Origin of the sequence: Streptomyces sp. NPDC055243 (assembly GCF_044544025.1) — a bacterium.
In the GTDB taxonomy this organism is placed as follows: domain Bacteria; phylum Actinomycetota; class Actinomycetes; order Streptomycetales; family Streptomycetaceae; genus Streptomyces.
Window position 1 is genome coordinate 1061965 of the sequence record NZ_JBITWR010000001.1, and the last position, 12688, is coordinate 1074652.

The 12688-nt window shown below is 70.6% G+C and carries 11 protein-coding genes; 6 read left to right on the forward strand and 5 right to left on the reverse strand.

The window, feature by feature from the left end; translation table 11 throughout:
* Positions 1 to 45: 45 nt before the first annotated feature.
* Positions 46 to 3015: an FAD-binding and (Fe-S)-binding domain-containing protein gene (locus ACIGXX_RS04645; RefSeq protein ID WP_399972670.1), complete on the reverse strand. Its 2970-nt coding sequence runs from the start codon at positions 3013 to 3015 to the stop codon at positions 46 to 48.
* A gap of 49 nt (positions 3016 to 3064) precedes the next feature.
* The gene (locus ACIGXX_RS04650; protein ID WP_383824354.1) at positions 3065 to 4231 is read right to left on the reverse strand and encodes a pyridoxal-phosphate-dependent aminotransferase family protein; all 1167 of its coding nucleotides are present in this window, start codon (positions 4229 to 4231) and stop codon (positions 3065 to 3067) included.
* A 96-nt stretch (positions 4232 to 4327) separates the two neighbouring features.
* Between ACIGXX_RS04650 and ACIGXX_RS04655 the strand changes: the two genes are divergently transcribed.
* Both ACIGXX_RS04655 and ACIGXX_RS04660 read left to right on the forward strand, forming a co-directional pair.
* Positions 4328 to 5107, forward strand: coding sequence for an IclR family transcriptional regulator (locus ACIGXX_RS04655; RefSeq protein ID WP_399972674.1), 780 nt, complete (start codon positions 4328 to 4330; stop codon positions 5105 to 5107).
* A gap of 269 nt (positions 5108 to 5376) precedes the next feature.
* A complete protein-coding gene (locus ACIGXX_RS04660) occupies positions 5377 to 6762 on the forward strand; it encodes an SLC13 family permease (protein ID WP_399972677.1) in 1386 nt (461 codons plus the stop codon).
* 53 nt (positions 6763 to 6815) lie between these two features.
* Here the strand turns inward: ACIGXX_RS04660 and ACIGXX_RS04665 are convergent, their stop codons facing one another.
* The gene (locus tag ACIGXX_RS04665; protein WP_351155833.1) at positions 6816 to 7580 is read right to left on the reverse strand and encodes a DUF2071 domain-containing protein; all 765 of its coding nucleotides are present in this window, start codon (positions 7578 to 7580) and stop codon (positions 6816 to 6818) included.
* A 149-nt stretch (positions 7581 to 7729) separates the two neighbouring features.
* A complete protein-coding gene (locus ACIGXX_RS04670) occupies positions 7730 to 8134 on the reverse strand; it encodes a DUF5997 family protein (protein ID WP_351155831.1) in 405 nt (134 codons plus the stop codon).
* A 58-nt stretch (positions 8135 to 8192) separates the two neighbouring features.
* On the opposite strand from ACIGXX_RS04670, the gene ACIGXX_RS04675 reads away from it, so the two are divergent.
* Positions 8193 to 9011, forward strand: coding sequence for a LysR family substrate-binding domain-containing protein (locus ACIGXX_RS04675; protein ID WP_399972682.1), 819 nt, complete (start codon positions 8193 to 8195; stop codon positions 9009 to 9011).
* Between the two features lie 91 nt (positions 9012 to 9102).
* Here ACIGXX_RS04675 and ACIGXX_RS04680 read toward each other — a convergent pair whose 3' ends face one another.
* Entirely contained in the window at positions 9103 to 10119 is a 1017-nt protein-coding gene (locus ACIGXX_RS04680) for a YdcF family protein (protein ID WP_351155827.1), read from the reverse strand.
* Between the two features lie 136 nt (positions 10120 to 10255).
* Between ACIGXX_RS04680 and ACIGXX_RS04685 the strand changes: the two genes are divergently transcribed.
* The 3 genes from ACIGXX_RS04685 to ACIGXX_RS04695 all read left to right on the forward strand — a co-directional run bounded on the left by ACIGXX_RS04685 (position 10256) and on the right by ACIGXX_RS04695 (position 12680).
* Positions 10256 to 10486, forward strand: coding sequence for a hypothetical protein (locus ACIGXX_RS04685; RefSeq protein WP_351155825.1), 231 nt, complete (start codon positions 10256 to 10258; stop codon positions 10484 to 10486).
* A 28-nt stretch (positions 10487 to 10514) separates the two neighbouring features.
* Complete coding sequence (locus tag ACIGXX_RS04690; RefSeq protein WP_361472994.1) at positions 10515 to 10823, forward strand: hypothetical protein; 309 nt, start codon at positions 10515 to 10517, stop codon at positions 10821 to 10823.
* Between the two features lie 768 nt (positions 10824 to 11591).
* A complete protein-coding gene (locus ACIGXX_RS04695; protein ID WP_399972687.1) occupies positions 11592 to 12680 on the forward strand; it encodes a DUF1996 domain-containing protein in 1089 nt (362 codons plus the stop codon).
* Positions 12681 to 12688: the final 8 nt, after the last annotated feature.

Here is a 12688-nt window from a genome sequence, read left to right on the forward strand (position 1 = left end):
CGAGGGGCGTCCGCGGTGCTCGGTCACCGCGGCCGCCCCTCGCGCTCACGCCGCTTCCACCGCCTCCCACAGCAGCTGCACCGGATGCCAGGCGTCGCGCTCGGTGCCGTGGAAGATCTGCTGGCGGCAGGAGACACCCGTGGCCACCACGACCGTGTCGGCGTCCTCCGCCTCGATCGCGGGGAACAGCCGGTCCTCGCCGACCGTCATCGACACCTCGTAGTGCTCGGACTCGAAGCCGAAGGACCCCGCCATCCCGCAGCATCCGGCGTCCAGTTCGGACACCGTCGCCCCCGGGATGCGGTTCAGGAGCGCGACGGTCGCGGCCGTGCCCACCTCCGCCTTCTGGTGGCAGTGACCGTGGTAGAGCAGTTTGCGTCCGGCGAGCCAGGAATCGGCGCGCAGCCGCAGCCGACCCTCGTCGATGGCCTCCACCAGCAGCTCCTCGACCTGACGCACCCGCCCGGCGATGTCCCTGACGGCGGTGTCGTCCGGCAGCAGGGCCCGGTGCTCGTCGCGCAGGGTCATCAGGCACGAGGGCTCGCACCCCACGATCGGTGAACCGTCCTCGGTCGACTCCCGCAAACGGTGGGCGAGTCGGCGTGCCTTGTTCTTCGCGTCGTCGACCAGGCCCTTGGAGAGACTGGACCTGCCGCAGCAGCCCCCGCTCTCCAACCGCACCCGCCATCCCGCCCGTTCGAGCAGTTCGATGGCCGCACGGCCGATGCCCGGCTCGGTGAACGTGGTGAAGGAGTCCGCGAGATAGGTGACCGTGCCCTGGGTGACCGGACGCGCGGCAGGCGTGCGCCGCCGGAACCAGCGCAGCAGATTCCGGCGCACGAACACCGGCAGCGGCCGCTCAGGAGCGATGCCGACCAGACGGTCCAGCAGCCGGCGCACCGGGGCGATGCGCCCCGGCAGGTTGGACAGCGGGGCCGTCGCCGACCCCAGACGGTTCAGGAGCCGGATCGCGCCGAACAGACGGGTGCGCGCGGGCACCCCGTGAGTGTCGTGGTAGTGCGAGAGGGTCTCGCTCTTGAGGGTGGCCATGTCGACGCCCAGGGGGCATTCGCTCTTGCACGCCTTGCACATCAGGCACAGATCGAGGATCTCGTGCAGCCGCTCGTCCCCCAGCGCGGCCTTCGGGTCCGGCTCGGACAGCGCCTTGACCAGGGCTCCTGCCCGGCCGCGGGTGGAGTCCTCCTCCTTGCGGGTGGCCATGTACGAGGGGCACATGGCGCCGCTGCCGGACTTGCGGCACAGGCCGATGTTCATGCACCGGTCGGCCGCCGCCCGCATGCCGCCACCGCCCACGACCTCGAAGGACAGCCGGGTGCGCAGTGGCTCGGCGGGCGCGAGCGCCGCGTCGCGCAGGTTGTCCGTCATCGGCGCCGCGTCCACGATCTTTCCGGGGTTCAGGATGCCGTCGGGGTCGAAGAGCCGCTTGACCTGGCGCATCGCCTCGTACAGCTTCTCGCCGAATATCTCCCGGTTGAACTCGCTGCGTGCCAGACCGTCGCCGTGCTCGCTGGAGTTCACCCCGCCGTACTCGGCGACCAGGTCCTTGACCTCCTCCGCGACGGCACGCATCCGGCCGACGTCCGCCGGGTCCGCGAGGTCGAGATAGGGCCGGATGTGCAGACAGCCCACCGAGCAGTGGCCGTAGAACCCGGCGGTCATGCCGTGCCGGTCCAGGACGTCCTTGAACCTGCGGGTGTAGTCGGCGAGATGGACGGGGTCGACCGCGGTGTCCTCGACGAAGGCGAGCGGTCGCCGGGTGCCCTCGCTGGCGGCCATCAGCAGGCCGAGGCCCGCCTTGCGGACCTTCAGGAGGGACGACTGCTGGGCCGGGGTGATCGCCTGGAGGGTGTGGTAGCCGTGCCCGTGGCGGGACCACAGCTGTGTGAGCTGCCGCATCCGGTCCAGGAGCTCGCCCTCCTCATCGCCGGTGAAGGAGACGAAGAGCAGGGCTTCGGGTCGTCCTTCTAGGATCTCGCCGAGCGCCGCGTACTCGATCTTGCGCCGGGACAGATCGAGGATCGTACGGTCCATCAGCTCCACGGCGGCCGGATCGCAGGCCAGCGCGTCCTCCGTGCCCGCGATGGCTCCCGCCACCGAGGTGAAGTGCCCGACGGCGATCACCGTGCGGCGCGGCTTGGGCACCAGGTCGACGAGCGCCGTCGTCGCGACGGCGAGCGTCCCCTCCGAGCCGACGACGAACTTGGCGAGGTCGAAGGGGGCGTTCTCGCGGGCGAGACGGTCCAGGCGGTAGCCGCAGGCGCGGCGCCAGTGCTCGGGGAACCCCTCGGAGATGGCCGCCGCATTGGCCCGTACGATCTCGGGCAGCTCCCGGTAGAGGGCGCCTTCGAGCGTCGGCTGCGCGGCGCGGTGGGCGCGTTCGGCCTCGTCGACCCGGCCCAGGGGCACCCGGCTCGCGTCCGAGAGCACCACGTCCAGTTCGCGGACGTGGTCGATGGTCATGCCGTAGCGCACCGACCCGCTGCCGGCCGAGTTGTTGCCGATCATGCCGCCGATGGTGGCGCGGTTGCTGGTCGAGGTGTCCGGGCCGAACATCAGCGCCCACGGGCTCGCGGCGCGATTGAGCTGGTCCTGTACGACACCGGCCTCGACCAGAGCCGTGCCGCTGCTGGGATCGAGCTCCACGATGCGGTTCATGTGCCGGGACAGGTCCAGGACCAGACCGGGCCCGACGGTCTGGCCCGCCAGGCTGGTCCCGGCCCCGCGCGGCACGACGGGCACCCGGTGGGCCGCGGCGGCCGCGACCGCCGCGGCGACGTCGCCGGCGTGCCGGGGGAAGACCACACCCATCGGCGTGATGGCGTACATGCTCGCGTCCCGGGCGAACAAGTGCCGGGTGTAGTCGTCGAACTGGACCTCTCCGTCGAGATCCTTGACCAGGTCCCTTTGGAGACCACGGGCTCGGTCCTGGCTCTCGGCGCTCTCGATGCTCTTGGCGCTGTCGTGCGTGGGGCTCTCGCCCCCGGTGACGGTCATGCTCGGCAACCTCCTCGGCGGGACGGTGAGTTGGGCGGGGCGGTTGCCGTCACTGGGCGCGCAGGACGTCCAGGGCGTCGGTGAGCCCGCGGGGATCGACGCGCACACCGGCCAGCTGAAGGCCCATCTGCACCCCGGCGAGGGTGCCCGCGAGCGTCAGATCGTTGAAGTGGCCGAGATGACCGATGCGGAAGATCCGCCCGGCGAGCTTGCCCAGGCCCGCCCCCAGCGACATGTCGAACCGCTCAAGGACGATCTTCCGCACCTTGTCGGCGTCCTGGTCCTCGGGCATGAGCACCGCGGTGAGCGAGGACGAGTACTCGCGTTCGTCGGCGCACAGCACCTCAAGACCCCATCCGCGCACGGCGGTTCGGGTCGCCTCCGCGTGGCGGTCGTGCCGGGCGAAGACCGCGGGCAGCCCTTCGGCCTGGAGCATCCGCAGCGCCTCGGCGAGGCCGTAGAGGAGGTTGGTGGCGGGCGTGTACGGGAAGAACCCGCGCCGGTTCGCCTCGATGATCGGCTGCCAGTCCCAGTAGGACCTGCGCAGCCGCGCCGTGCGGGATGCGGCGAGGGCCTTCTCACTCACCGCGTTGAAGCCGAGTCCCGGCGGGAGCATCAGCCCCTTCTGGGACCCGGCGACGGTGACGTCGACGCCCCACTCGTCGTGCCGGTAGTCGATCGAGCCCAGCGAGGAGATGGTGTCGACGAGCAGCAGCGCGGGGTGTCCCGTCGTGTCCATCGCCTGCCGGATCGCGGACACCCTGCTGGTCACGCCGGTCGACGTCTCGTTGTGCACCACGCAGACGGCCTTGATCGTACGAGCGCTGTCGGCCGTGAGGCGTTCGGCGACGGCCTCCGGTGAGGCGCCGTGGCGCCAGTCGCCGGGCACGAAGTCGACGTAGAGGCCGAGCCCGGCGGCCATCTGCTGCCAGAGCGTGGCGAAGTGGCCGGTCTCCACGTGCAGCACCCGGTCCCCGGTGCTGAGCGTGTTGACGAGGGCCGCCTCCCAGGCTCCGGTGCCGGAGCCGGGGAAGACCACGACGTCTCCCGCGGTGCCGAAGACCGGCTTCAGCGAGGCGAGCAACTCCGTGGTCAGCGCGGCGAAGTCGGGTCCCCGGTGGTCGATCGTCGGCGCAGACATGGCGCGGAGCACCTGGTCGGGGACGTTGGTGGGCCCCGGTATCTGCAGGAAGTGCCGCCCGGATCGAGAGGTCAATGTGGCCAACTCCCTTGAGAAGCGTGCCGCATTGTGGCACGGTGTGTCGTAAGGTGGCACGGGGAGCGTAGGGCCGACCCGGTGGGGAGTCAACGGATGCAGAGCGTTCTCAACGCACTTCGCGTACTGGAAGAGGTCGCCGCACGGCAGCCGATCGGCGTCGCGGACCTGGCCCGCGGCCTCGATCTGCCCAAGAGCTCGGCACAGCGCGCCCTGCTCACGCTGCACACGGCGGGCTGGATCCGACCGGCCGGCGGCGAGGTCACCCGCTGGGTCGTGACCACCAAGGCGCTCCAGGTCGGGCGGCGCGCCACGGGGGAGTTGAGCCTGCGCGACGTCGCCCTGCCGCTCATGGAGGAGCTGCGGCGGCGCATCGACGAGACGGTCCATCTGGCCGTCCCGGACGGCGACAAGGTGGTGCTGATCGAGCGCCTGGAGACCTCCAAGCCGGTCCGGATCATCCTGGCCCTCGGAACCCAGCTGCCCATCCACGCCTCCGCGAACGGCAAGGCGGTCCTCGCGGCGAGCCCCCAGGACGTGATCAACCGTCAACTGGCGTCCAGACTAGAAGAGTTCACGGGATCGACCATCACGGACGGGGAAGACCTGCTCGCCGAGCTCGCACGCATCAGGGAGCGGGGGTACGCCACCAACGGCGGGGAGTGGCGCGACGACGTGTCCGCGGTCGCGGCCGCCGTCCGGGACGAGTCGGGGACGCCGGTCGCGAGCATCAGCGTCAACATGCCGACGAGCCGGATGACACAGGAGGCCAGCGCCGCGTACGGCGCGCTGGTGAGCGAGACCGCGCGGCAGGTCAGCGCTGCCCTCGGGCATCCATGGCAGGGCGTCGCGGGCGGCTCCGAGGCCGGGCGCTAGCGGGCGGCGCCCCCCGCAACGCATTCGGGCGTTCCCCTTGACGCCCCGGGAAGCGCGCTCCAATACTCCCCATTGCGAAAGCTCAATTCCGTCAGGCGGAATTAGTCATCCCCCCTGGGCTCCTTCGATCCCGGGGCGGACGTCCGTGCGCGCCCTCATCGACCGCGCACTCCTCGGTGCCGCGCGCACTTCTTGACGCCGTGCGCACCCCTCGCCACGCGCCCCGGCGCACCGCGACATGACCATCGGCCGACGGCAAGGGAGCCCTCGTGTCAGATCAAGTCATCTCCATCATCGCCCTGGTCCTTGTCTTCGCCATCGCGACCTTCTCCGCCGTCCACCTCGGCGCGCTCGCCCTCGTGGCCGCGTTCATCGTCGGCTCCACCGTGGCGGACGAGTCGACGGACGACCTCTTCTCCGGCTTCCCCGGCGACCTGTTCGTCGTGCTCGTCGGCGTCACGCTCCTGTTCGCCATAGCGAAGAACAACGGCACAGTGGACTGGCTCGTCGACGCGGCCGTGAAGGCGGTGCGGGGCCGGATCGCCCTCATCCCCTGGGTCATGTTCCTCGTCACCGCCGTCCTCACGGCCGTCGGCGCGGTCACCCCGGCCGCCGTCGGCATCGTCGCGCCCATCGGCCTCGGCTTCGCCGCCGCCTACGGCATCAACCCCGTACTTATGGGACTGCTCATCGCCAACGGAGCCAGCGCGGGAGGCTTCTCGCCGATCGGCGTGTTCGGCAGCATCACCAACAACGTGGTCGAGCGCAACGACCTGCCGGGCAACCCCACCCTGCTGTTCACCGCCTCGTTCCTGTTCAACGTGGCGCTGTGCGTCATCGTCTTCTTCGCCTTCGGCGGACGGCGATTGCTCGGGCAACGAGCACGGACGTACAAAGGCGGTGACGGCAACGGCAGCAGCGAGCGGCACGACGACGCAGCGCCACCGGGCGGACCCGACGGACCGGGCGGTCAATTGGTCGAGGCGGGCGGGACACCCCGACGTACCCTCGCCGTCGCCACGACCACCGCCCCCACGCCACCGGACGAGCCCCTCAGGCTCGACGGCCCGCGCACGCTCACCCTCATCGGGCTGCTCAGCCTCGTCGCCGGCGCGCTCTTCTTCGACCTCGACGTCGGCCTGATGGCGCTCACCATCACCGTCGTCCTCTCGCTGGTCTCCCCGAAGTCGGTCAAGGGCGCCGTGGACCGGTGCGCGTGGTCGACCGTGCTCCTGGTCTGCGGCATCGTCACCTACGTCAGCCAGATGGAGCGCATGGGCACCATCGACTACCTCGGCAAGCAGGTCGCCTCCATCCAGGCCCCTCTCGTGGGCGCCCTGCTGATCTGCCTCATCGGCGCCCTGGTCTCCGCCTTCGCCTCGACCACCGGCATGCTCGGCGCGCTGATCCCGCTGGCCGTACCCTTCCTGCTCGCCGGCGAGGTGGGAGCCGTCGGACTCATCACGGCCCTGGCCATCTCCGCGTCCGTGGTGGACGCCTCGCCGTTCTCCACCAGCGGAGCCCTGATAACCGCCAACACCCCCGCGGACCAACGCGACTTCGTCTTCCGCCGCCTCATGGCCTGGGGGCTCGGCATCAGCGTCGTCGGCCCCCTCGTCACCTGGGGCCTGTTCGTCGTCCCAAGCTCGCTGTGAGGGCGTACGAAGTGGTGTCGTACGCAGGGACGTCGTACGCCGTCGGGGCGCCCTCAGGGGGTCGGGATGCCGCCGGGCCGGGCAGGCCGCCCGAACCGGACCGGAACGCCCGGCGAGTACAGCACGCTCACCGGGTCCCCGACCGGACGCGGCAGCCCTGCCGCCGCGACCAGGTCCTCGTCGCACTCGATCAGCTCGGCCCGGTGCAGCGGCCAGCGCGGATGCACGTTCGGCAGGAACATCTGCCGACCGAAGAACGTGTTGTGCATGCCCCACCGGGCGGTCAGGAAGTGCTCGAAAGCGGTGGGATCCTCGACCCGCTCGCCCACCCGCACGGAGATACGGCTGTGCGCCCCGCGCGGGCCCGGCCAGCGCCTGGCACTCGTGTACGTGACGGTGTCGCCGCGGTGCCGGATGCTCATCCGCGACCACTGATACGGCAGCCGGAACGCGGCGCGCGCGACCGCCACCGGGATCAGGCGCGAGGCGTCAAGGGACCGGAAGACGACACCCCGGCGGCCCTGGGCGTCCACCGAGTACAGGCGGACGTTGGTCTCGGGAAACGTGCCCAGATAGGGGATGCCCGGCAGCCGGAACCAGCCGACCCGGTGCATGCGGAACGCGACCAGGCCCACATAGGTGACCCCGTCGTGCAGATCGGGGACCGTCCCGGCCGGAAGCAGCGGCGCCACGTCCGCGGGATCCACGGCCCAGTGCACGAAAGCCAGATCCAGCCACGACTGCGTGAGCAGCGGATTCTCGGCGGAGGCGGGCGGATCGGCGGTAATCGGTTCCGGGGAATCGGGGGAGAGGACCACACCACCAGCATCGCAGGACCCGGGCCCTCCGTCGCAGGAGCCGATCTCCGGGCGGGCGCGGGGCCGCGGTGCCGCCGCCCCAGGGCGTCCGGGCATGACTGAGCCCCCGGCTGACCGTGTCAGTGTCCGGGGGCCGTGTCCGAGCGAGGTCAGGAACGCGACTGGCGGTCCTGCTCGGCCCGCTCCGCGTTCTTCTCCTTGATGCGTACCGCTTCCTTGCGGACCTCGGCCTGGGTGGCGCGCTCCTTCTGGAGCCACTCCGGGTTGTCGGTCTTCAGCGCGTCGATCTGCTCCGTGGTGAGGGCCTCCGTGACCCCGCCACGGGCGAGACCGGCGATGGACACGCCGAGCTTCGACGCGACGACCGGCCGCGGATGCGGGCCGTTGCGGCGCAGCTCCTGGAGCCACTCGGGCGGCTCGGTCTGCAGGGCGTTGAGCTCGGTGCGCGAGACGACACCCTCCTGGAATTCGGCGGGGGTGGCCTCGAGGTACACACCCAGCTTCTTCGCCGCGGTCGCGGGCTTCATGGTCTGGGTGGTCTGGTGCGACGTCATGGTCCCCAGGGTATCGAGCATGTGAGCTACCGCCGACCACGACCGGTAACCTGGCGGGGTGACAGACTCGCAAGTGACCCCTTCGTTCAGGCTCGCGTACGTCCCGGGGGTGACACCCACCAAATGGGTGCGGATCTGGAACGAGCGGCGGCCCGACATGCCGCTGACCCTCGTCGCGGTCTCCCCGGGCGATGCGTTCGAGCTCCTGCGCGGCGGCGGCGCCGACGCGGGATTCGTCCGACTGCCGGTCGACCGCACGGACCTGAGCGCGATCCCCCTCTACACCGAGACGACCGTCGTGGTGATCCCCAAGGACCACGTCGTGTCGGCGGTCGAGGAAGTGTCCCTGGAGGACCTGGCCGACGAGATCGTGCTGCACCCCCTGGACGACACCCTCCACTGGGAGAACCTGCCGGGAAAGGCAGCGAACGAGCGCCCCGCCACCACGGCGGACGCCATCGAACTGGTCGCGGCGGGCGTGGGCGTCCTCGCCGTTCCCCAGTCGCTCGCCCGCCTGCACCACCGCAAGGACCTCACCTACCGGCCCCTCTCGGAAGCCCCCGAGTCGCGGGTCGCGCTCTCGTGGCCGGAGGACGCGACCACGGACCTGGTGGAGGACTTCATCGGGATCGTCCGTGGGCGCACCGTCAACAGCTCACGCGGCCGCACCCAGACTCCCGCCGCCGCGTCGTCACCGGCGGGGGCGAAGGGCAAGAGCCCCGACAAGGGCGGCGCCCGACGCAAGCCGACGGCCGGAAAACCGACCGGAAAGACCGGGAAGACCGGCAAGACCGGCAAGCCGACCGGCAAGAACGCACGGAGCGGTTCAGCCGCCTCCAAGGGCGGCAAGCGGGGCAAGCCCCGCGGTCGTTCTTAGCCCGCTTCACCGTCCCCGGGGCGGCAGGAGCAGGCGGCGGGCGGCAGGCAGCAGGCGCCGGGCGGCAGGCCGGGGCGGCAGCAGCCTCATCTCACCCGGAGACGCTCCGCTGCCACCAGGCGAGCACTCCGCCGAGGACGAGCAGCAGGCAGATGGCGGCATTGGTCCGCTTGTAGGCCACGAGGATCGCGGTGAACTCGCGGATCGTCGCGGTGGGCCAGAAGTACGCGGCGGTGGGCGAGCCCACCACTTGGCCCCTGATCCCGGTCCGCCGAGCCGTGAGGGCGGCGCGGAAGGCGTGGTAGTTGTTCGTGACGATCACGCACCGGTAGTCCGGCTTCGTCCTCTCCATGATCGCCTTGCTGAACCGCAGATTCTCGTCGGTCGTCGTCGAGCGGTCCTCCCGCTCGATCAGATCGGCGGGAAAGCCACGGGCGATCAGATGGTCGGCCATCGCGTGGGACTCCGGCAGGTCCTCGTCAGGCCCCTGGCCCCCCGAGGTGATGAGCACGGGAGAACTGCCCCGCTTGGCCAGGCGCGTGTGCACCGCCTGCGCCCGCTTGAGGCGACTGGCCAACAGCGGCGGCACGGTGGAGCCACCGACGAGCCCCGAGCCCAGTACGACCACGTAGTCGGCCTTGCGGCGCACCCGCAGCCGCCCGTAGAGGAACGCGTAGAAGACGAAGCACAGGAACAGGAACGAGAGATAGGCGGCAAGCCCACCCGCCGCGGCGCCCACCCCGACCCACACCGGCGTCCGCACGACCACGGCCGTGACCAGCAGCGCCACGACGGCCAGGATGCACAACGCGGCCAGCAGCGAGAGCAGGTTGGTGGGGCTCCTGCCCTCCTTGCGCACCATCTGGAGGCCGTTGAAAAACAGCAGACACGTCAGTACGAGGATGCCCAGCGCCCCCAAGACCACCAGCGCCCACGCGACGGCCTCACCCGACGCCGAACCGGACCTGACCAGTTGGAACACCCAGGCCGCGAGAGCGCAGAGCACGGCGAGCCCCAGGATCACGGCATTGCTGAACTTCCTGCGTTCGCGCGCCACGCGTACGCAGAAGACGAGGAACAGGAGCGCTGCCGGGGCGTAGACCAACATCCGCACAGCGTAGGCGCCGTGGGGCCATGCCTCGGACCGGCCTCGGACCGGCCTCGGACCGGAACGAAAGCCTCCGCTGTAGTGATCTCCGCGGTCAGGCCGTGCCCTTTCCGGACGGCAGGGAGTTGACCCCGGTATGAAGAAGCGAAGCGTACTCGCCGTTGCCTCCCTCGCCGCCGGGGCTGTCATCGCCGCGATCAGCCCGCCGCAGGGAGCGGACACCGCCGACACGAGGGAGCCCGCCCACGCTGCGGGGATGCTGGACGAGATCGGCGACACCGAACCGTGGGCCGACAGCGCCCCGCAGACGCCCGGCGCCGGTGTCGGCGTGGTCGCCCCCGACATCTCCAGCACCCACAGGCTCTGAGGAGACCGGCCCACCCGCGGAGGCCCCCATGTCCCGTACCCGACAGGTGCGCGAGAGCGCGGCGCGACTCACCGCCGTACTGGCGCTGAGCCTGCTGGCTCTCCCGATGCTCGGCGGCACCGCCGCGGCGGGCGGCACGTGCTACGCCACCCACGCCGACGCGCCGATCTACGCCGGGGACAACCCGTGGACCGAGATCGTCGGTCATCTCGACCCGGGCATCCCGGTCAACGGCACCCGCCAGGGCGTGGACGCCCTGTGGCAGGTCTCGCGCACCGACAACGGCCAGAAGCTCGGCTACATGCGGCCCGCCGACCTCAGGTGCGACGGCGGCTGACAAAAGCTCATGGCGGGCCCGGTGCTCCCTCGGCCGGGCCCGCACGACTGCACCGGCACGACTGCACCGGCACGACCGCACCCGCGGTCCGCACACTGACAGCCCCCAACTAACGCCGTGGCCCGCGCACTTGCCGTGCCGCTATCGTCCACCTCCTGACCAGCCGCTTCGGCGGCTTCCGATGCGGAGGTGGATTTTCCATGACCGGCCGGCCCGCGACGACGACCCTGTGGCGCCCGACCGGCCCCAAGGAGCTCGACGACTTCAACGCCCACATCGTCGGCGACATCCAGCTGGTGCACAGCTTCGAGTGAGCGCGCGGGCCGCTCGACGGCCCTGTGGATCCCGGGAGAGCGCTGAAGGAGAGCGCTCTCCCGCACTGCCTTCCCCGGGTGTCCGGCCGAGGCGAGTCCGTGGAGCAGTCGTTCCCCAACATCCTTTGGTCTGCGGCCAGTTGCGGACCGGGACTCTCGGACCTGGGGGAGTGGCCAGTCTCGTACGCCATGGGTGCGCCGCCGAGCCACGGGCTGCGCCGCCCAGTTGTTCACCGTCTCTTGACACGCTCGTGTCACGGTGGGAACACTCCGGGAGAGCGCTCTCCCGGCTCTCTCGGCTCTGCTGCCGTCCGGGCGCTCCGCAACAGGTGACCGTCGGCGGCCAGTTGGCGCGCCCTCAGCCACTCATGTCCCCACCCGGTGCTCGGGAGCGCACGGCCACGGCTCCCGGAAGGCCGGCCCCCCATCCCCTTCCACGTGGCAGGAGGTCTCCATGGCACGGAGATCGAGAACGATCTCAGGAGCGCTGATCGCGGGCGCCCTGATAGTGAGCTCACTCGGCATCGGCGGCATCGCGGTGAGCGCCGACAACGCGTCGCAGTCCCGTACGCCGAAGGCCATGGCAGCGCACGCGGGACACACCATGGCCGCATCCACTCGCGCATCGGCGGACGACGCCGACGCGGACGGGTACATCCCCGCGAAGTCGCCCGTCGCCGGAGTCAAGCCGGCCGCCGAGGCGCCGCCGCACCGCTACTTCCATGAATTCCAGGCGCACTGTTCGGTGTCCCACACCGCTCCCGACGACCCCGTGGTCTATCCCGGACAGCCCGGCAAGTCGCACGACCACACGTTCATGGGCAACACCACGACCAACGCGCACAGCACCACGGGCTCGTTGGACGCCGGTGCCACCAAGTGCCTCGCCCCCGGTGACCGGTCGGCGTACTGGATGCCCACGCTGTACAACGGTGACAAGGAGATACGCCCCGTAGGGGACCAGACGATCTACTACAAGGCCGGGGTCACCGACTACACGAGCGTGCGGCCCTTCCCCAAGGGGCTCAGGTTCGTCGTCGGCAGTCCGATGCAGACCGCGCAGGAGTTCCGCGACCACCCCGGCTTCGTCGAAGGGTGGGAGTGCGGGACCAGCTACTTCAACGTCGCATTCCCCAAGGACTGCCCCACCACGCCCGACACTCAGCTCAACATCCGCTTCCAGGCGCCCAGTTGCTGGGACGGCAAGTCGCTGGACGCCCCCGACCACCAGAGCCACATGGCCTACCCGGTCGTGAAGAACGGCACCAACGACAACATCTGCCCGACCAGCCACCCCGTCGCCCTGCCGATGATCGAGTTCAAGATGGCGTTCCCCGTCAACGGGGACCTGTCGAAGGCCCGATTGGCGAGCGGCGCGAGCCACTCCTTCCACTACGACTTCTTCAGCGCGTGGGACGACGCGACGCAGAAGGCGCTGGTGGACCACTGCATCGTCGGCGGCCTGCAATGCGACCCGCGCGGCTATGACCAGACGCACCCAGAAGCGGGCGCGGCGCTCGACGAGAACTACGAACTGCCGTGACCTCGGCC